Raw genomic sequence first — 21,687 nt, forward strand, 5'->3', positions numbered from 1 at the left:
GGACGTTCGCGACAGGCGGATGTTGCCATGGATGGCAACTGGAGCCGTGCCCGTATGGATTAGAACCGCTACTCACTTTTCGCAAGAAAATTCCCACCGGGAGACCTCACATCGAGGAAGGACATTCCGTTCGCCGTGGGCGTTCGTGGGGTTTACGGCAACCCTACGTTACGAGCCATGCACTCAATTCATAAATGTGTCGCAAAAGACGCTCCACATTTATTGGCAGTTCTCCGCAATGAGCCACGCTATTCATAAGATTGTCAGCAAAAGGCGCTGCCAATCGCATTTCTCTTCGCGGCGTTCGCCGGGTCTACGGCAACCCTACGTTACGAGCCATGCATTCAATTCATAAATGTGTCGCAAAGGGCGCTCCACATTTATTGGCAGTTCTCCGCAATGAGCCACGCTATTCATAAGATTGTCAGCAAAAGGCGCTGCCAATCGCATTTCTCTTCGCGGCGTTCGCCGGGTCTACGGCAACCCTACGTTACGAGCCATGCATTCAATTCATAAATGTGTCGCAAAGGACGCTCCACATTTATTTCATTGACGGCTGTCGAGTGTGTCCATTGGACGCACGGTATAAAAATAGAACGAAATAACCTCTTGTGTGAGCAAGCTCCCACCGAGGTATTCCGTTCTATTTTTGCATGGCTCGTAACTCTCAATTTATTTAAAATACTGCACACCGGACTCGAAGATCTTCATATCCTGCTCGCCATAGATATTCATGGCTACCGCAGTATCTCTTCTCTCAGAATGTGCCATCTTACCGAAGCATCTGCCGTCGGGGGATGTGATACCCTCGATTGCACAGTAAGAGCCGTTGATGTTGTACTCCTCATCCATGGATACGTTGCCGTTCTGGTCAGCGTACTGGGTAGCAACCTGTCCGTTTGCGAAGAGCTTGTCGATCCACTCCTTCGGTGCTACGAAACGTCCCTCACCGTGAGATGCGGGATTGCAGTAGGTGGCACCAAGCACAGCTCCTTGTAACCAGGGAGACTTGTTGGATACAACCTTTGTGTATACCATCTTGGATATGTGACGGTTGATGGTGTTGAAGGTCAGGGTAGGAGAATCCTCCTTCTGACCGGTGATCTCGCCGTAAGGAACCAGCCCCAGCTTGATCAGTGCCTGGAATCCGTTACAGATTCCCAGTGCCAGACCGTCTCTCTCATTTAACAGCTTCATGACAGCTTCCTTCAGCTTCGCATTCTGGAATGCGGTTGCGAAGAACTTCGCACTTCCGTCAGGCTCATCACCTGCGGAGAAGCCACCGGGGAACATGATGATCTGCGCCTGTGCGATAGACTTCTCGAATTCCTCTACGGATTCACGGATATCCTCTGCGGTCAGATTGCGGAATACTCTTGTCTCCACATGAGCTCCGGCACGCTCAAATGCCTTGGTGCTGTCGTATTCGCAGTTGGTTCCGGGGAATACCGGAATGAATACGGTAGGCTTTGCAACCTTGTGTTTACATACATAAATACTGTCTGCCTTGTAGACATCACTTGCCACTGCCTCGGTACCCTTCACTGCCTTGGTGGGGAATACCTTCTCTAACTTGGAGGTCCAGGAAGCAAGTGCCTCATCCATGGTGATCTTCGCATCACCGTATACGAATGCAGGTTCCTCGGTCACGGTACCGATGACAGTGTAATCCAGTTCCTTCTCTTCCAGTGCAGGCAGTTTGTCTGCGGGAATCTCTGCCAGGATATCGCCCAGTCCGTTGTCGAACAGGTCGTCTGTGGTGACCTCATCATCGATCTTTACACCCAGCTTGTTACCGAATGCCATCTTGGATACAGCTGCTGCCACACCCTTGGAATCCAAAGCATATGCGGATACGATGGTGCCGTTCTCGGTCAGCTCGTGAATCTTGCCATATAATTCTGCCACATTCTCATACATGGGAATGTCGAAATCGTCTTTATCAATGGAGAAGCGCACCAGCTTGTTGCCGGGTGTCTTCAGTTCCGGAGTGACGATGTCACCGGATTTCGCCACATCCACTGCAAAAGATACCAGTGTGGGCGGTACATCAATGTCATTGAAGGTACCGGACATACTGTCCTTACCGCCGATGGAGGGCAGACCGAAACCGATCTGTGCATCGTAAGCACCTAAGAGTGCTGCGAAAGGCTGGCTCCAACGCTCGGGATCACCGGTCATTCTGCGGAAGTACTCCTGGAAGGTGAAACGGATCTTACTGAAATCACCGCCGGAAGCCACGATCTTCGCCATGGACTCTGTCACTGCATAGACAGCTCCGTGATAAGGGCTCCAGGAGGACAGGTAAGGATCGAAGCCGTAGCTCATCATGGTCACGGTATCGGTCTTGCCTTCCAGTACGGGCAGCTTGGCTACCATGGTCTGGGTCTCGGTCAGCTGATATTTTCCGCCGTAAGGCATCAGTACGCTGCCGGCACCGATGGATGAGTCAAACATCTCCACCAGACCCTTCTGGGAACATACATTGAGGTCGTTTAACAGTGCCACCCAGGCACCCTTCACGTCGCCCTCTTCCAGCTTCTCGCCTACTGCGGGAACAGCCCATTTATCGAAATAATTCTCTTCTTCGGAAGGAATATCTACTTTTACTTTGGTCTCCTGGTGCGCACCGTTGGTATCTAAGAAAGCTCTCTTCAGGTCTACGATAGGCTTGCCTCTCCAGTTCAGTACCAGTCTCGGCTCCTCGGTAACCACTGCCACGGGAACAGCCTCTAAGTTTTCTTCCTTGGCATAGCCTAAGAAGGTATCCACATCCTTAGGATCTACAACCACTGCCATGCGCTCCTGGGACTCAGAGATGGCAAGTTCCGTGCCGTCCAGTCCGGCGTACTTTTTGGGCACCTTGTCCAGATCTACGGTCAGACCGTCTGCCAGCTCACCGATGGCAACGGAGACACCGCCGGCACCGAAATCGTTACATTTCTTAATCAGACGGCTGACTTCCTCACGGCGGAACAGTCTCTGAATCTTACGCTCGGTAGGTGCATTACCTTTTTGTACCTCGGCACCACAGGTCTCAATGGAGGTATCGGTATGTACCTTGGAGGATCCGGTAGCACCGCCGCAGCCGTCACGTCCGGTACGTCCGCCGAGGAGAATGATGATATCACCGGGATCGGAGGTCTCACGGATGACGTTTTTGCGGGGAGCAGCGCCCATAACAGCACCGATCTCCATGCGCTTTGCCACATAAGAAGGATGATAGATTTCTTTTACAAATCCGGTAGCCAGACCAATCTGGTTACCGTAAGAGGAATAACCGCTGGCTGCACCTCTTACCAGCTTCTTCTGGGACAGCTTGCCGTGCAATGTCTCGGATACAGGAACGGTAGGATCTGCCGCACCGGTAACACGCATTGCCTGATATACATAGCCACGACCGGACAGAGGATCACGGATAGCACCGCCCAAGCAGGTGGCAGCGCCACCGAAAGGCTCGATCTCAGTAGGATGGTTGTGGGTCTCGTTCTTGAAAAATACCAGCCACTCTTCAGTCTCTCTGTGGTCGCCGTAATCCATCTCCACGGGAACCACTACGGAGCAGGCATTGATCTCATCGGATTCTTCCATGTCGTCAAGTTTGCCGTCTTTTTTCAACTTCCGCATTGCCATCAGCGCCAGGTCCATGAGGCAGACGAACTTGTCCTCTCTGCCCTTAAAGATTTCTTCTCTGGTATCCAGATAGCTCTGGTAAGTGGTCTCTAAGGGAGAACGATAATAACCCTCACCGAATTCCACGTCGGTCAGTTCAGTGGAAAAAGTGGTATGGCGGCAGTGATCGGACCAATAGGTATCCAGTACACGGATCTCCGTCATGGAAGGATCTCTCTTCTCATCATCGTGGAAATAATTCTGAATATGTTTAAAATCTTTGAAGGTCATGGCAAGTCCCAGAGATTCGTACAGAGCCTTTAAGCTGCTCTCATCCATATCTCTGAAGCCATCGAACACGGCAACATCAGCAGGATCATCATACACCGTGATCAGAGTATCCGGCTTCTCCATGTCGGTCTCTCTGGAATCCACAGGGTTGATACAGTAAGATTTGATCTTGGAAAATTCTTCGTCGGACACCTGTCCTTCGATCATATAGGTCACAGCGGTACGGATCACAGGTTCTTCGTCCTCTTTTAAGAACTTCACGCACTGCACTGCAGAATCCGCTCTCTGATCGAACTGTCCGGGAAGGAACTCTACGGAAAATACTTTTGCGTCCGCAGGGATCTCAATCGTCTCCTCATACAGATCATCTACGGGAGGCTCGGAAAATACGGTCTTGCAGGCTCTTGCAAATACCTCATCCGAAATATTCTCCACATCATAGCGGATAAATTCGCGAACCTTCGCCACATCGATGCCCAGATAATTTTTCAGTTCGTCGTGCAGCTCTTTTGCCTTGACAGCATAAGGCTCCTTTTTCTCTACATAGATACGTCTTACGTTGCTCATGTCTCTCCTCCGATAAAGTTTTTAATTAACATGACTCTGAATAGTATCATACCATTATAGCTTTTTTCCCACAATAGCAGAAAACAACAAATTTAGATCGATTTTACCTGCCTTTTTGAGCGGTTCGTCATTCGTGCAGTCTGTGGATCAGCCGATAGGCAATATCCTTCTCGCTGATCAGTGCCTCCGTATGGGCAAAAAATACGATGCCGTCGGTGGGTGCCAGAATGGTCTCCCGCACAGATCCGTCGTAAGGATCTATGATCTCTGCCATCTCATTACCGTAGCGTACATCATCTCCCGCATGTACCTTTCCCCGAAAAATTCCAGCACGGTTCGTATGTACATCGCTTAAATCCTTTTCATATAATACATGACTGATATAGCCGGAATGGCTCTCATACCGGATCAGTCCCATCCGCTTTAAGAATCGTAAGACCGCTGCCACCGCCTGCCTTGCGCTCGCCTCATCAATCTGGCTGTTCTGGTTTGTATAGACGGAAAATGCTGCCGTCATCTCATCCTGCCAGTTATAATTTAATGTCTTCGTGTCAATCGGGATCGGCTTGCGCACCACCACATAGGGAAGTCCGAACAGATTTGCCAGAGAAGTATTCTGGTATCCCGTCTCCATCATACGCACATGAGGTACAAATTCTCCCGGTCTGTAGAAGGACGTAAACTGGATGCCGTATACGTAATCTTTGATCTCTGTAAGCAGTGCATTGGTCAGCCGGTCAGCCGGTTCCCCATAATCATTGCCCGGAAAACTCCGGTTAATGTCTGCTTCCTTAACGCCGAAAAAACGCCTGCTGATGTTCACGGAATAGGCATTGATGGTTGGGATCACCAGAATCTGTTTTCCGGCACTGATGCAGCCGTTATTCTCCAACTCCCGCAATGTCTTCACCAGTTGGGAACAGATATACATCTGCTGGATCTCGTTACCTCTCGCCGCCCCCACGATACATGCCGACTTTTCCCCCTTGCCGAACTGGAAGCCCTTTATATGCATATCTTCTCTGTACGTCGAATGTATGGTATAAATATCTCTTTCAAACATAATTTTCTCACTCCGTCAGGATTCGCGCCAGCAGGTCTCCTTCATAGACCACCGGGTATGCCCGCAATGTAAACAGAAGTCCTCCCCGTTCGGTGCGGATCTGCCGTTTTACCGTGCCCTCAAACGGGTCTACTACCTCCCCGATCAGATCTCCCTTTTTCACATAATGGTTGTGCTCGATCAACGGCAGGAACACACCGTCCACTGCGCTACGGATAAATTCCACTTCGCCATCACTGGATACCGCAGGCTCCTGTACTACTGGTTCCGGTCCCTCCCAGATGCCCATCTCACTCATGATGTGGAAAATCCCGTCCACGATCTGATTGCCGAAGGATCTGTGGATATCATGCCCCTGCCCCATTTCCAGTACCAGGGTAGGAACGCCCAGCAGATTCAGGGAATGCGCCAGGGTGGATTCGTGCACCGTGGCAGAGGCATTCATCCAGATCATATCTGCGTTGGTCATTTTTGCATAGGGAAGCAGGGCTTCGGCGAAATCCTCGCTGAGTCGTACCTGGGGGATCTCCCGCACAAAAATATCACTGGCATGCAGATCCATGCAGATATCCGATCCGATGATGGAATCCACCACTGCTGCAGTGATCCGCTCCATCATATCCCCCGAAGCATCTCCCGGGAACATACGGTTCATGTCCATATCCAGTCTTGGCACCGTGCGGCTCGCCATATCGATTCCTAATGGATTCAATGCCGGATAGATGTCCACGATCCCTTTCAGATATTCCGGATGCTCCTTTACTCTTCTCGCCGTCTCATAACAGATATACTGCCCTTCCAGTTCATCTCCGTGGATACCGGAGACCAGGCTGATCCGGCGGCACTGTTTCGTCTCCTGCTTTGGACAGATCCGGTTCCTGCGGACCGCCAGATGCCCTCCTGCCGGAAGTTCCATACTGATGATCGATTCTATCATAACTTACCTCTCTGCTTCCCTTCCTTTACAGCGAAAATGCTCCAGGAAATCTTCCCTGAAGCATCATCAACCGTTGTCTGCTTATTCTTCCACACCTAATCCACGCAACAGATACAGGATCTCACGATCCACTGCCTCCGCTGTCACACCGATAGTCTGCGCCGAGATCTTCAGCCCTTCCAGGACAAACATGATATTTCTTGCGGTTCCTTCACAGTCCTCACACAAAAATTCACCGTTGTCCACTCCGGCTTCGATCAATTTCTCTATGATCTTCACTGCGGAATCAAACTGCTTCTTCAGAATGTTATCCCGCTTGGGCAGATCGTTTTCAAAATAAAATTCATAGGTTGCCTGTGTCAGAGTATTTTTTTTGCGGAGAAGCTCCTTTTTCTGCTCCTTTAAAAACAGAAGAAGAATATCCGCTGCGGTAGCATCCTCCGTAATGCTGTCGGAAAATACATCATCCGCCTCTTCACTCTCCATGCGCAGCACTTCCATAAATATCTGACTTGTATTCTCAAAATACAGATAAAGACCTCCGCGGCTGATATCGCAGGCTTCCACAATATCCTTCATTGTTACTTTTTTAAAGCCCTTCTCCATAAACACATCTCTGGCTTTTTCTACAATGTACCGCTTTTTCTGTACTGATTTTTCTCCCATGAACCTTGTCCTGCCTTTCCCCTCTCAGATCTTACCGTTTTCCGGTGATTTATCCCAAAATTCTATAATTTCCTGCATCTGTCTGATGACCAGGTAAAAAATCTGCTCCGATACCGCTTCACTCCACAGATTCCCCTTGGTTCTGCCGCCTAAGACATACTTCGACAGAATGCCTCTTAAGATGTTCCATTCTTGCCAGCCGGCTTTTTTAATCATATTTCTCTCGTCCTGATGGGTACGGATCCGATGTCTGGTATATACATATGCATAATTGCGATCCATCAAAGGGCTCTTCCCTGCTTCCCGCACGAAGTTCAAAAGCGTTCCGTCATATACCGGGAATGACACGGAATGAACTCCGATATCCTGCCCACTGTATATAGAACTGGCTCTCTTACCCGCATTCTGCTCAAGCCACGGCAAATAAGGAAGTAACGGTCTCACCGCCTGCTTATAAGATTCCAACAACTGCTCTCTGTATTCAATGCTCTGTTCCATAACCCCAACATACCTTTCCATGTACCGTTTTCTGCCGAAAACATCACTTTTTTCACATACTGATGTAAAAGTGACACATATGTAGTTTTATTTTATCACATTTCTATCAAAAGTACAGTAGAAAATTGTTGGTATTATGGTGTATAATTGATTAATATAAAGATCCCGAATTAAGACGAGGTAATGAAATGGCTGGAATTGTACTGGAAAAGGGTAAAACGATATATAGCTACGGGCAACCTATGACCGCACTGCATCTGATCACGAACGGTAAGGTAAATGTATCTTACCCCGGCGGTTCTTATCCGCTGGGCAAGGGCGATGTGATCGGTATCTGTGAGATCTGCTCTGAGATTCATCTGCTCAGCTATGTAACTGCTGAGGATACCACTATCCTCACCTACCCCCTGACCAGTCTGGATTCTCTGAATGATATTCTGCAGAAGCATCCTGATGTGGCAAGGCTTTTTTTATTGTCCTGCTTCCGACAGATCAACATTTTGTTAAACCGCAGCTCTATCTCTGAGTTAAACTGCAGTGAGCTCTACCGCACACTGACCGATGACATTGCCACTTACAACACCCTGTGCGACCGCTACCGCCTGCCCGCACGCTCCCTGGAGCATTTCGATAAGCTAAACGCTTTCCTCGGGGACGATTCTCCGGATATCTGGCTGAACGGATATTACATGGGTTTAAGCCATATTCTGGCTTCGGACAACTACCGGATCATGGTGCAGGAAGCGGATCTTTCCATTGGCATGCTGCGTAAGGGAAGCCTGGACTTCAGGCGTACCTATCAGAGTCTGGAGGAGCAGTTCCATTATTTACAGCAGGTGGGCTCTTTTTATTTCCGGGAATCCGGCAACGATCTGTTTGATTTCTATACTTCACTTTATTATAAACTGGGACAGGGCAATGAAGACAGCCAGATCGTCTATGACCGGATCCATCGTATGCTCTCTAAGGCAGGGGATCTGTCGTATATCGATCAGGATCTGTTCGCCTCCAGATCCCAGAGTTTCCAAAGCAGCTTAGATCTCATGGGATCTGCGGATTCCTCTGAGGCCGCAGATGGCGGAGACTCCGAGATCTTAGGCAAGCTCGCCGGATCCCTGAACACGATCTTAGAATATGCCGGGCCGGACTTAGATACCATATCCAGCTTCCGTCAGCATGTACATGCCTATAAGCAGCTCTCCGACCGCAGTTCCCAGGATCAGGAAGTCGCCCTGCTTCGCAGACAGCTGACCGAAGAATTCTATCTGCTGTATTCGCTCCTGTTCACCCAGACACTGGAACAGCCGGATATTCCCATGCCGGTGCGGATGTTTTTATATTTCGGCTATGTGGATGAGGAACTGGCAGGTCTGAAAAATGCAGTGACCCTGTATCGTCTGGCGGAAACCATGACCGACCACAGTACTGCCGGAGTCTACACTTTTTATGACTGGCTAATGGCTATCTTCCGCGGACAGAAATCCCCCAGCCGGAACGAATTTGACCAGGATTACTCCGATTATATCCATAAACAGAAAGTGGGCGGTAACATTACCGATGCGGAGTTGAAAGCCCTGGAGAACAATGCTATGGCAAAGGTCAATTACGAGCTTAAGAATATGTTCCCACAGGTCAACAAGATCACTTTCGGACGGATCACCACATTCTGTCCACTGTTCTGTGCGGATGATGTGCTGAAAGATCTGGAAAGCTCCTATGTCACCGTATCCCGCGTGTCACAGATCCTCGAAGAGATCCGTCTGGTGGATTACACCGCTTTCTACCGGGAAAGTCTGGATATGGCGCACTTAGATGTCATGGGCAAAGAAACGATACATTTAGAATACCTGCCGGATATCATCCTCATGCCAAATGTCGGCATCCGCGGTGTCATGTGGCAGGAGATCGAAGGCAAGCGCCGGAACAGTCCGGGACGTATGGTATTCTCCATTTTCCACATGGAGGATCTGAAGACTACTTTCACCCATCTCACCGGAGAATTCCGTTGGGAACTGTGCAAGAGAGTCCAGGGCAACCGTTGGAACGATGTCTCCGTAAGTTCCCTGACCAGCGAATATTTCGATTATATCCAGTTCTACCGTAAGAACCATGATCTGAGCACTGAAGCCAAGGAGAAAGTGAAATCCAGCTTACAGCGTGCCAAGAATAGTTTCAAAGAAATGTTCGTAAGAGATTATATGATCTGGGTATTGTTCGAAGGTGCCGGATCCCCGAGGCTGAACAAGGTGGCCCGTCAGATCATGTTCACCTATTGCCCGTTCCCGGAGGATATCTGCAATACACTTGCACAGAATCCGCTGTATAGCGAGCTTTTAGACCGTCGTAAGATCAAGGTGGCACAGGGACTGCATCATCTGGATGTGTTGACCCGTAAGCTGCAAAATGGCAACATCCCGGTTCCCGAGACCGTGGAGCAGGAGCGCTATTATATCAGCGGCAGTAAAAAATCTTAATTCCGACAGCAAAAAGGATCCGGCATCTCGCATGTCGAATCCTTTTTCTATGTGCTGTATTTTATGTTCTCACATTACCATTATGCATCAGCCAGCTGTCTGCCCAGTTCCCTGCATGCATTCAATCCGTCCTCATCCGGAGTTTCATGGCAGATCAGTCCTTCGCCGTTTAACACCGTTGCTCCCGCTGCTTCCATGCGGGTGGTCCAGTCTCTCATCCACTCACCGTCTCCCCATCCGTAAGAACCGAACAGCGCAATCTTTTTCCCGGAAGCAAAGCCTTCTACATCGCATACAAAGGGTTCCATCTCCGCTTCTTCCAGCACCTCTGCGCCCATGGCCGGACATCCCAGAGCAAATTTGGGTGCCGCCTTCAGTGCTTCTATATCCGCTCCTGTCACGAATACTACTTCCGCTTCTTTTCCAGCCTCCCGGATTCCCTCTCCGATGGCTTCCGCCATTGCCTGGGTATTGCCGCCCTGTGTCCAAAATACTACATAAATCTTATCCATTTCATTTTCCTCCGTTTTCCGCACTTTTTGTTCCTTTTATGCTGCTGTACTTCCGCAGATCTCTATGATCTCCGTCATTTTTAATCCATAATGCAGCAGCTGAATCAAATTTTCCTTTGCATATTCATATTTTTCAAAAAGCCGCAGTTTCCTCTCTTTATCCGCATATACCTTCCAGTACCCGGTACAGAGGCAATTTTTCCCACGGTGTCTGATGAATCCTTCCACATCCTCCGGTGGATACCCCAAAAGTAACCCCAGCTCATGGGGAAAATCATTTTTGGTTTCTACATAAGCCTCATACTTTTCGCACAAGACCGGCAGAATATCTTCCAGCAGACAGGAAGGATACCCTTCCTCTGTCAGCAGCTTCTGTACCTGCATCATTCGCAGATATTTCTCCAGCCGTTCCTTTTGATACAGCAGTATGACTGTTTTTTCTTCCGTTTCCAATAACGGATACATGGAAATAAAGCTTCCTGAGATGATCTTCTCTACCAGACAAAAGCCGTCCGATGAAATCGTCAGCAGATTGGATATTTTAAGTCCTGTAATAAGCGGTGCGCACTGCAATGCCAGCTGCAATTCCACATCGTCTGTTTTCATTCCGCACAGGATCTCCCATGTTTCCTGACTCAAAAATTGCTCACCTCCTGTATATTGTTTTGGTTAGTTGCTCCTAACTCATATAAATAATAAATAAAAAAGCAGCTCCTGTCAAGGAAACTGCCTGATAGAAATTCTCAAAAATTCTCTACGGTAACATCCACCCGGAAGCTTCCTTCGCCGGGCTGTACATCGATCTGTCCGTGATTGCGTTCCACCAGATCATGCAGGATCTCCAGACCGTAACCTTTTCTCCCCGGCCTTCCGGGAAGCTTTTTTGCTCTGCTATTCTCCACGCAGATATGCAGATAGTCCCCTTTTACTGCCGCCTTTACGGACAAAAACGCTTCTTCTCTCTCCGTCATTTCCGCTGCTGCCACAGCATTTCTAGTCAGGTTTGACAGTATACTGCAGATTGCCACCGGATCCAGCTTCAGCTTTTGGGGAATCTCCAGATCGTATTTAAAGGCGATCCTTTTCTCCCGGCAAGTCTTCTCGGTCTCCCCCATGATGGCATTGAATACAGGGTCACCGCAATAGATGTATTCCGTCGTAGCCGCCACCGTATCGGTCAATGTCTCCAGCATTTTTTCCGCCTTCTCATATTCCCCTTGATGCAGCAGCTCCTGCAGTACCATCTGCTGGTTGCGCATGTCATGCCGGATCTTGGCGAATTCTTCCCGCCTGTTTTCAATCTCATGATAGTGATTCTCGGCAATTTCCCAGGTACTCTGTACCTCGCTGAGCCGAAGCTTCAGCTCCTGCAGCTGCTGCTGCCTAAGCAGGGTATACAACAGCACACCGTCTGCAACGGAGCCCAGTATGGCCGCTGCCAGTATCCACCCGGTATACAGCGTCATATTCCGGAATACCTGCTCATTGATCGCAGTGATCATAAGCAGCTGGCTGACAGGAAATACACTGAACACAATAATAATACTGACGTCAAATGATTCTTTTTCGACAATTTTCTTCCATACGACCAGAAAAATCAGAAAAAATATGGCTGTCACTGTCAATACTACCGATAACAGCAATACCATTGTCGGTGTATAGTAAGACAATTGTGGCTTTTGCTCCATATACTTGTTCAAAATACCGATACTGAGCATTTCCGCCAGCAACGCTGTCAGATATTCGCATAGCATAAACAGAACCTTCTGTCCTAAGGTTCCCTTCAGAAATACAGCTGCATATACAACTGTGACGATACCGACCACTATCATAGCACCATAACGGATCATCACATGATCATTAAACAAAAATTTTACTGCCGCCGTCGGCAACTGTGCTGCCATCAGGCCCAGGATGATGCTTGTCTGTCCGACATTCTCCTTACGCGGTTCAAATGCATACCCCACCACCATACAATCCAGCCACAGATAAGCAATCCACAACAGAATACACATCATATAACATATCATAGCATTGCCCTTATATAGCGAAAATATTTATCTCTGGACGCACTGTATCTGGTCTTGCTGACAGGAAGTACCGTCCCGTCCTGCATGGTAACCTCCTTCATCTCAATCCTGCGGATATACTGCATATTCACTAAAAAACTTTTATGTACCCGTAAAAAATCCTTGTGCAGCTTTTTTTCATAGACATCCAGCTTCTCATATACCGAGATTTCTCCGGATATCGTATGTATCAGCAATTGATGTGCATTGCTCTCCAGATACCGGATCTGACTGTTTGCAATTTTCTCTGTAATCCCACCATGCTGCAGGATCAGTGCATCGCTACTGAATATTTTTTCTCTGACTTTTTCCAATAGCTTTTCCAGATTTTCCTTTTTGACCGGTTTTACCAGAAAACCGCAGAGATTTACTTTCTCCCAAAAAATTTTTTGGGAGAATTTGTCATTATACGCCGTCACAAAAATAAACCAGGTCTGTGGACTATGTACATTATATTGCGCCGCATACGTTATCCCATCCTGCTCATTGCCTTCCCATTCAATATCCATCAACACAAGATCATATGTCGTGCCGTTTTCCAGCGCTTCCGACAACTGTGACAGTTCCTGATAATATTCTATTCTGCTGATCCCGGGATATTCGGCAAGTAACCGTTTTATACTATCCAGACAATTTTTGTCATCATCACATACCGCTATTTTCATCCGGTTCTCCCATGATTATATGTGGAATTACTGTCTTCTACGGTTCAATCCGCTCTGCCTATAATATTCCGCCTTGTCCTGATACATTCGTCTCTCCGGTTCTGTCAGGAGATGATCAAATCCGACTGCCCCCAGCGTATTCACTGCGGCACCGACCGCCATGGTGACATGCTCCCGATCCAATTCTGCCCGCAGTTCCTCTACTTCACGGTACAGCTCTCCCTCCTCCATGCCTCTGCACAGAGCTACGAATTCATCTCCACCGATGCGGAACAGTTCGAATTCCTTCAAGGTTCTCTTCAGGCAGTCACAAGCTCTGAGGATCAATTGATCTCCTTTAGAATGCCCTTTTTCATCATTGACACGCTTCAGACCGGTAACATCACAATATACCACACCGATCTTCGTCTGAGGAAGAATCCCCGACACATATTTTTCCATGGCATAACGGTTCCCAAATCCGGTCAGCGAATCCGTATAGCTCATGATTTCCAGTTTTCTCACAAGATTACGTCGTCTTATAGAAGATACAATAAAATGTCCCATGATCTGCAGGATCTCCGATGCAAAATCGATATATTTTGCCGGAGGGTTATCCACTCCATAGAAGCCGATCACTTTTTCATCATCATATAATGGTACGACTACTAATGAATGAATATTCTGTCTCGACAGTACTTCATACATCTCGGGATCTGTATCCTGGATCTCGCTCAGGTTCTCTGTCACAATATTCTGATACCCCGCGAACTTCTGATACCACTGGTCACAAACCTCCGGAGGCAGATCCTGCAGATTATCCTTTTCCGGTGTCACGCCTCTGGCTGCCCACTCATATGTATTATCATCATGACCATGATCATTTTTTTCAAAAATATAGGTACGGTCTGCCTCCATCGTTTTTCCGAGAAGCTCCAGCAATACCTCCAAAGTCTGATCCGGAGTTTCCTGTCTGAGTGCAACACGGATCGCCTGATTCATTGCTGCTTCCATTTTATGGTAATCCATAGAGGTTTCCCTGTCCCCGGAATGCCCACAGCCAATGGCAATCTCCATGCGCAGCATTCTGCCATCGTCTTCCACCAGGGTATCCTTGATGCGAAAATCCGTTTTTACCACCGGATTGTAATATTCCCATTCCTTAAAATAGCCGGGTCTGAGCTGCTCATTATTGCAGATACTGCAGGGAGCAGAATTTCCTTGTAATACCTCATAGCACTTTAACCCGACAATCTCTTCCTTACTCCGAAAGCCATAACTCTTCAGAGCTTTTTGATTCATATATACTAATTGATTGGTCTCCGGATCCGATACATACACATACTCATCCAGATGTTCAAAAAGTTCCCATATCTTTCCCATGTCTAACCTCTTTCATCCCCCATACTTAATTAATTAGTATACACTTTCAAACGCTTTGCGACAAGTATTTTCTCTCAAAAATGTCTGTAACAGACGCACATCGTCCGTGACAATGCCATCCGCTCCGCTATTCACGATCTGCCGCATGGCACCGGAGGTGTTGGCTGTCCAACCATATACATATTTTCCTTCGTAATGGATGGCTTCCACCATGTCTGTTGTAAGATTTTTCCCTTCGATACTATAGCTGTCCGCATAATCCAGATCATAGTCATCCTCACCCAGATCATGGGCAATATATACCGTGGAGATGTCCGGTTCCAGTTCCCTTACTCTCTGCAGGATTCCCTTATTCATGGATCCTATGATGCATTCGTCCATCATATCATACTCCTGAAGCAGCGCAAGAACGTTCTCTTCCAGTTCCTGCTCCTGCCCGGTGTATTTTAATTCGATCATCAATGTGATCCGCCCCCCGGCACAGGCAAGCATCTCTTCCAGTGTCGGGATCTGTTCTCCTCTGTATGCTGCGGAAAATGCACTTCCCACTTCCAGTGCTGATAGCACGTCCGCCTCCGCATCCCACACACAGACATCCTCGCCCGCAGTACGCTTGAAATTGCTGTCATGCATCACGATCAGGGTCCCGTCGGATAACTGCTGTACATCGATCTCGGCGATGGGGGCTCCATCACGGATTGCCTGCTTTAGTGCTGCGAGCGTATTCTCCGGGGCCACCTTTGCTCCTGCCCGGTGTGCCACCACGATCACGGGAGTATCTTTTCCTGCCTCTACCTGCGGCAATACGCCATAAGTCAGGAAATAAACGCACAAAAGCATAACAATTGCTGTTTTCCGGATCGTTTTCATCATTTTGCCCTCCCATGATAGTTTAAGGTCAATTTTATTGTAACAATTGACAATAAACTCCATACGAGGATTTTGTTAATTTTTTGTAAACAACACTATCACCTCATGGGCAAACAGTGGGAATGCTGCCAGTACACTTAGAAGAAGCCACTCCTGTCCCGACAGATGCGAGGTACCGAAAGCCCTGATGAGAAATGGGATCTCCGTCACCGCAAACTGCAGGATGAAACCAATGATACATGCTGCCACCATCAGCAGATTATCCCAGGGGTGCATGGCAAATACGGACTTCTGTACATCACGCATGCCGATGGCATGATACAGCTGGCACATTCCCAGCACAGTAAATGCATAGGTTTGGGATTTCGACAGTATCTGTTCCCGGGACATCAGTTCTCTGAGGCGCTCCACCCAGGTAAACGGATTGCTCACAAGTTCCCCTTCCGCTGCCAGGATCCCGCAGGGAAGCACCAGAAATGCCGCCAGTCCGATCACGGTGATCAATGCCCCATAGAACAGCGTACATGCTATTCCTCCTCGGGCAAACAGACTCTCCGATGCTTTTCGGGGTGGGCAGCGCATCAGGCTTTTGCCGTCATTTTTATCCACTCCCAACGCCAGTGCCGGAAGAGAATCCGTGATCAGATTGATCCAGAGGATATGACTGGATTTTAACGGGGATGCCAGCCCTATTGCCACCGCCACAAACATGGTCATCAGTTCTCCCAGGTTGGACGATAGCAGAAAAATCACCGACTTCCGGATATTCTCATAGACACCCCTGCCTTCCTCGATGGCTTTTTCAATGGTGGCAAAGTTATCATCCGTAAGAATCATATCCGCCGCCTGTTTGGCAACATCCACTCCGGTTCCCATAGCGACACCTATGTCCGCCGCTTTTAAGGATGGGGCATCATTGACCCCGTCGCCGGTCATTGCCACGATCTCCCCGCTTAACTGTAACCCTTTCACGATCCGTACCTTCTGTGAGGGCGTGACTCTTGCATAGACCCTTAAGTCCTTAATTCTCTTTAAAAAGGAAGTGTCATCCAGCCGGTCCAGTTCTCTGCCTGTAATACACTGGCTGCGGTGTCCCGCAATCCCCAGCTGTCTGGCAATGGCATAGGCGGTATCCACATGATCTCCCGTGATCATCACTGTGGTCACCCCCGCATGGCGGAAGATTTCCACAGCTTCCCCGGCCTCCGGTCTGGCGGGATCCCGCATTCCCACAATACCAAGGAACGCCATTCCCTCTTCCCCACCTCTGATGTCTTCACTCTGTGCCGCTGCCAGTGTACGAAGAGAGAGGGAATTCATCAGTTCCACAACCTCACTGATCCGCTTCCGCTGTGCGGGAGTCATAGGAACGCTCCTTCCTTCCTGTAAAATATGAGTACAGTGCTGCAAGATCACATCCGGAGCTCCTTTGGTATAAGCAATCCTTCCCGCGGATCTGCCACCGGGAAGCCTATGACAGGTCGTCATCATTTTCCGATCGGAATCAAAGGGAATCTCATCCAAGCGCGGATACTGCCGATCCAGACGTTCTCTCTGCAGACCGTATTTCGCTCCGAAGTCTAAAAGTGCCAGTTCCGTTGGATCTCCGACACGCTGCCCGCCCTGCAATGAAGCATCATTGCACAAAAGCATCCCTCTTAACAGCTCCGGCAGAATGCGGTGTTCCCCTCTGCCACCTGTTCCCGTGACATCCTCCATTATGTCGTACCACCAGCATTTCTCCACGGTGAGCCGGTTCTGGGTAAGTGTCCCTGTCTTATCCGAACAGACCACACTGACCGCTCCCAGTGTCTCCACCGAAGGGAGTCTTCGAATAATAGTGTGCACTTTGACCATTCTTGTCACTGACAGGGCCAGACAGATCGTAACTACTGCCGGCAGCCCCTCCGGTACTGCTGCAACCGCAAGCGAGATTGCCACCAGAAGCATCTCCGGAATATTTCTATGCTGAAATACTGCCAACAGAAATAATCCGGCGCACAACCCCAGAGAGAGAATGCTCAACAGCTTCCCCAGATCTCCCAGCCGCTTCTGCAATGGTGTCATCTCATCTTCCGTATCCGTGATCATGGAAGCGATCCTGCCGATCTCCGTATCCATGCCGGTGGCTACCACCAGCCCTTCCCCATGACCGTTCGTCACTACTGTGGACATATAGACCATATTGACCTGTTCGGTTAATGGAATCTCCTGCCGGCAGTCAGCCAGAAAAAGAGCATCTTTCTCCACCGGGACGGATTCTCCGGTGAGAGCGGATTCTTCCACCTGAAGATTCGCACTTCTGGTCAGTCTGATATCCGCCGGAACCTGCGCCCCCGCCTCGAGATCCACCAGATCTCCCGTCACCAGTTCCGCCGCGGGGATCTCTCTTCGGATGCCGTCCCGGATCACAATGGTCCGTGGAGTGGTAAGTTTTTTTAACGCTTCCAGCGCTTTTTTAGCTTTTCCCTCCTGGAGCATTCCCACCAACGCATTTACCAGGACCACCGTACCGATGATCACGGCATCACTGATTTCTCCCAGAAGAATGGATACCACCGCCGCAATCAATAATATGTAGATCAGTGGATCCTTCAACTGTTCCAGAAAAAGCTGTATCTTTGTCTTTTTCCGCGCAGCTCTCATCTCGTTTCTGCCATTTTGCTGCAAACGACGAAAGGCCTCACCTTCGGTAAGACCTTTCACTGTGTCACTATTTAGTTTACTTACGGTTTCCTGTATATTCTGCTTCTCGAACACGGCTGCTCTCCAATGCTTGTTTCTATGCATTGTATGCGGAAATGTCCGGCTTGATGATAACAGTCACTGATTATTTCTCGCTTCTTAACTGGAAAGCATCTGTCAGTTCGTTCATGTTGGTCGCCTGCGCAGACAGTTCTTCACTGGTAGCGGAAGTCTCCTCTGCGGTAGCGGAGTTGTTCTGTACTACAGTAGATATCTGCTCGATGCCCTGTTCGATCTGGACCATAGCATCTGCCTGTGCATGGGATTCTTCCATGGCTTTCTTGGACTCGTTCGCCAGATCCTCGATACCTTCCACCACTTTCTGCAAAGCTTCCGCCGTTTTATCTGTGATCTGATTTCCTTTTTCGATCTCCTGCAGCGAGGTCTCGATCAGTTCCCTGGTATGTACCGCGGACTGTGCACTGTCATCCGCAAGCTTCCGGATCTGTTCAGCCACCACGGCGAAACCTCTTCCGGCTTCCCCCGCTCTGGCAGCTTCAATTGCTGCATTCAGGGACAACAGATTCGTCTGGGATGCGATATCCTCGATCTCGCCGATAATATCACTGATCTGCTTGGAAGTCTCATTGATCCGCTGCATGGCATCGGTCAGTCCCTTCATCTCTTCTCCACTGGTTCTGGCCTGTTGCTGATATTCCATTGCCTTCTCATAAGATGCTCCGAGAGCCTTGGCATTTTTCTCCACGATCTCAGTGACATTCGTAATGGTCGCCTGAAGTTCCTCCACGGAACCGGCCTGATCTGTAGCACCCTCTGCCAGTCCCTGTGCGGCATCCGCCATCTGCCCCGCGCCGGCAGACACCTGGCTTACCGCATTTTTGATCTCACCCAGTGTCTCACTGAGCTTATGATTCAGCTTGCGGATAGACTCCAGCAATCCGCTGAAATCTCCTATGTAGGCTTCCCTGCAATTACTTACGATTGCAAAATTGCCCTCAGACATTTCTCCCAACAGATAGTCCGTATCACCGATTACCTGCTGCAAATTATCGGAAAGGCTGGCTGTAGCCTCCGCAAGTATCTGCAACTCATCGCCGGTCTCTACCTTCGGTGCCGGAGTATGCAGATCACCCTGTGCTAACAGCTGTATTCTGTCTGTGCACTGTGCCACCGGATCCCCGATACGCTGTCCGATCTGTTTTGCCTTGTAAATGCTGTATGCCACTGCGATCACACCGATCGCAGCACCTATGATAATGCCTATCACAACGGAACCCAGGAAATCCGTAACCGGTGCATCTACTGCCACCATCCAGCCGTTAGTACCTTCAATCGGGGCATACGCCTGTAATGTATAAGCACCTTTTCTAAAATAGGTTCCGTATCCTGTCTCACCCTTAAGCATCTGTTGCTCTATTTTAGCAATTCCCTTCAGTGAGCTGTCTGTCTGTGACAATTCAATATTATTTTTCTGCTCCTGGGCAATGGCGGAATCACTATGTGCGATCGTAGTACCCGTAGACCCCAGCAGGTAGCATCCGGAATGCTCACTGATAGAAATGGCTGCGCATATATCATTTAAGAACTCCGGATCCGGTACTACGAATACCACGCCGATGATCTCACCATCTTTATCTCCGCCTTCATAGACGGGTGCAGATATGATCACGCTGAGTTTTCCATCTGTCTTGGAGATCACGGGATCCGATACCACCACTTCTCCCTGCATGGACCGTTTAAAATACTCGCGCTCATTGTAATCCGTTCCGTCAGCGGCACAGATACCATTACTTCCGATCAGCTTCCCCCTGACCATTCCATAAGCTTGCACACGCTGATTAATATACTCCTGCTTCTGCGCCGGTGTAAATGTAGCCGCGGAAAGCTGATAGCTGCATCCCAGCTCAGATACAATAGTCTCTGATACCATTAACTCCTGACGGATCCGGTCCGCTGAAAGCTTTGCGATCTCCTGCATATCAGCCTTCAGTCTGCTCAGGGTACCTGACAGATTCATGATCATAGACACAATGACCAATGATACGATCGATAGCAATACCAGCCGCCGGATTGCCTTCTGCAGCCGCTCGCGGATCGTGGTCTTACCATTGGTCTGACGCTTTTGTCCCTTCTGTGTAGTTTTTGCACTCATAATGTACCTCTTTTCTCCGGCGAGATGTCTCTCCACCTTCTCAAGCCGGCATTTTTCTGCAATGTTGCTAACACTACTGTTGTATCAACATTATAACATTTCCCAAACCTTTTTACTACCTTATGAGTGCAAAAAAAGAGTTAATATTCCAAAAAATATCAACTCTTTCCCTGTTTTGTCTGTTGATTTATATCTCTCTATCCCCTCAGGCAGAAACTTTTCTGATCAATAGCCAAATTCCTGTGCAAAATACAGTTTTCCACCTGTCTCATAGACAGCAATGCTGCAGGTCGTAAAATCGCCTGCCAGGATATTCGCTGCATGGGTGGGAGAAGCCATCCAGGCATCTACCACGCTCTGTGCGGAATCATATCCCTTCGCCAGGTTCTCACCCCACATCAGTTCACTGTTCACGGTATACCAGTCTCTGCCGTTCGGTCTGGTATGCGAGAATTTGGAAGCAGCTTCCTGTGCTCTTACCATAGCGCAGGACTCCAGTCCGTTGCTCCAGGTAAGCTCCGCAAGTCCATTCTCTGTTCTCTTCGCATTCACCAGTGCCAGTGCATCGGTTGCCATGGTGCGAAGTTCATTTGCACGTGCAATCTCTGCTTCGCTCATGCCGGCTCTCTGTACAGATCCTGCCAGCGCCACCGCCTCTTCATCGAACCATACGGTTCCGTCACTGTCCGCCGGATCACGGCTGACAGAGGACAGATCTGCATTCCTGCCACAGCCTGCCAGACTAAGCATCATGATTACTGTCAGAATCAGACTCATCCATCTTTTTTTCATTTGTTTACCCTCTTTCATGAATTTATGGTAAATATATGTCATTACTGTTCTTATTGCTTCTTCTTAAGGATAAGCCATGCTCCCAGGCCTGTCAAGGACAAGGCAAAACCAAGATTCCATGCATCGGAAGCATCGCCGGTCTGCGGTCGTCTCGATGCTCCGAGGACTGCTCTGTCTGCCAAAGGTGTCGGATCATCCTCGATCGTCACCATTCTGCGGCGTCTCGCACCAAGTACTTGCGGTGTCTCGGGTGTTACAGGATCCGCAGGGGTACCGGGATCGTCAGGGGTGCCGGGATCATCCGGGGTTGGCGTCGTATCCGGAGCGCCCGGAGTCGGAGTAGGTGTCGGGTTGTTGTCAGGAGTGGTCGACGGTGTTGCCGTAGGCGTTGCCGTAGGTGTTGCCGTAGGCGTTGCCGTAGGTGTTGCCGTAGGCGTTGCCGTAGGTGTTG

The 21,687-nt window shown here is 49.1% G+C and carries 16 protein-coding genes; 1 reads left to right on the plus strand and 15 read right to left on the minus strand.

The window, feature by feature from the left end:
• Positions 1-672 precede the first annotated feature (672 nt).
• From ACTRDR_RS13205 to ACTRDR_RS13225, 5 genes are all read right to left on the minus strand, one after another.
• Entirely contained in the window at positions 673-4,470 is a 3,798-nt protein-coding gene (locus ACTRDR_RS13205; RefSeq protein WP_440528026.1) for a phosphoribosylformylglycinamidine synthase, read from the minus strand.
• A 127-nt stretch (positions 4,471-4,597) separates the two neighbouring features.
• Entirely contained in the window at positions 4,598-5,533 is a 936-nt protein-coding gene (locus tag ACTRDR_RS13210; RefSeq protein WP_176862701.1) for a succinylglutamate desuccinylase/aspartoacylase domain-containing protein, read from the minus strand.
• A gap of 7 nt (positions 5,534-5,540) precedes the next feature.
• On the minus strand, positions 5,541-6,470 hold the full coding sequence (locus ACTRDR_RS13215; RefSeq protein WP_440528028.1) for a M14 family metallopeptidase: 930 nt from the start codon (positions 6,468-6,470) through the stop codon (positions 5,541-5,543).
• Positions 6,471-6,551: 81 nt separating this feature from the next.
• Entirely contained in the window at positions 6,552-7,136 is a 585-nt protein-coding gene (locus ACTRDR_RS13220; protein WP_176862697.1) for a TetR family transcriptional regulator, read from the minus strand.
• 24 nt (positions 7,137-7,160) lie between these two features.
• Positions 7,161-7,634, minus strand: a complete 474-nt coding sequence (locus ACTRDR_RS13225; protein ID WP_440528030.1) for a hypothetical protein — start codon at positions 7,632-7,634, stop codon at positions 7,161-7,163.
• A gap of 188 nt (positions 7,635-7,822) precedes the next feature.
• Here ACTRDR_RS13225 and ACTRDR_RS13230 point away from each other — a divergent pair, with 188 nt between their 5' ends.
• Positions 7,823-10,108: a hypothetical protein gene (locus ACTRDR_RS13230; protein ID WP_440528032.1), complete on the plus strand. Its 2,286-nt coding sequence runs from the start codon at positions 7,823-7,825 to the stop codon at positions 10,106-10,108.
• 80 nt (positions 10,109-10,188) lie between these two features.
• On the opposite strand, the gene ACTRDR_RS13235 is transcribed toward ACTRDR_RS13230, so the two are convergent.
• The 10 genes from ACTRDR_RS13235 to ACTRDR_RS13280 all read right to left on the minus strand — a co-directional run.
• Positions 10,189-10,620 carry a flavodoxin gene (locus ACTRDR_RS13235; protein ID WP_022154529.1) on the minus strand — a complete coding sequence of 144 codons (432 nt, stop codon included), beginning with the start codon at positions 10,618-10,620 and terminating at the stop codon, positions 10,189-10,191.
• 36 nt (positions 10,621-10,656) lie between these two features.
• A complete protein-coding gene (locus ACTRDR_RS13240) occupies positions 10,657-11,259 on the minus strand; it encodes a DUF3793 family protein (protein ID WP_176862691.1) in 603 nt (200 codons plus the stop codon).
• A gap of 104 nt (positions 11,260-11,363) precedes the next feature.
• Positions 11,364-12,650: a sensor histidine kinase gene (locus tag ACTRDR_RS13245; RefSeq protein WP_440528034.1), complete on the minus strand. Its 1,287-nt coding sequence runs from the start codon at positions 12,648-12,650 to the stop codon at positions 11,364-11,366.
• Positions 12,647-13,354 (minus strand): LytR/AlgR family response regulator transcription factor, encoded by a 708-nt coding sequence (locus ACTRDR_RS13250; protein WP_440528036.1) that lies wholly within the window; start codon positions 13,352-13,354, stop codon positions 12,647-12,649. The genes ACTRDR_RS13245 and ACTRDR_RS13250 overlap by 4 nt, the downstream gene beginning before the upstream one ends.
• Before the next feature lie 27 nt (positions 13,355-13,381).
• On the minus strand, positions 13,382-14,716 hold the full coding sequence (locus ACTRDR_RS13255) for a diguanylate cyclase domain-containing protein (RefSeq protein ID WP_176862685.1): 1,335 nt from the start codon (positions 14,714-14,716) through the stop codon (positions 13,382-13,384).
• A 33-nt stretch (positions 14,717-14,749) separates the two neighbouring features.
• Entirely contained in the window at positions 14,750-15,589 is an 840-nt protein-coding gene (locus ACTRDR_RS13260; RefSeq protein ID WP_176862683.1) for a glycerophosphodiester phosphodiesterase family protein, read from the minus strand.
• Between the two features lie 72 nt (positions 15,590-15,661).
• Positions 15,662-18,376, minus strand: coding sequence for a cation-translocating P-type ATPase (locus ACTRDR_RS13265; protein WP_440528039.1), 2,715 nt, complete (start codon positions 18,374-18,376; stop codon positions 15,662-15,664).
• Between the two features lie 40 nt (positions 18,377-18,416).
• Positions 18,417-20,444, minus strand: a complete 2,028-nt coding sequence (locus ACTRDR_RS13270) for a methyl-accepting chemotaxis protein (RefSeq protein WP_440528041.1) — start codon at positions 20,442-20,444, stop codon at positions 18,417-18,419.
• Positions 20,445-20,669: 225 nt separating this feature from the next.
• The gene (locus ACTRDR_RS13275; protein WP_440528043.1) at positions 20,670-21,236 is read right to left on the minus strand and encodes a CAP domain-containing protein; all 567 of its coding nucleotides are present in this window, start codon (positions 21,234-21,236) and stop codon (positions 20,670-20,672) included.
• 50 nt (positions 21,237-21,286) lie between these two features.
• Positions 21,287-21,687: LPXTG cell wall anchor domain-containing protein (locus ACTRDR_RS13280; RefSeq protein ID WP_440528045.1), on the minus strand; the 401-nt coding region annotated here is incomplete at its 5' end.

Origin of the sequence: Simiaoa sp., from assembly GCF_051972595.1 — a bacterium.
Classification (GTDB): Bacteria; Bacillota; Clostridia; order Lachnospirales; family Lachnospiraceae; genus Acetatifactor; species Acetatifactor hominis.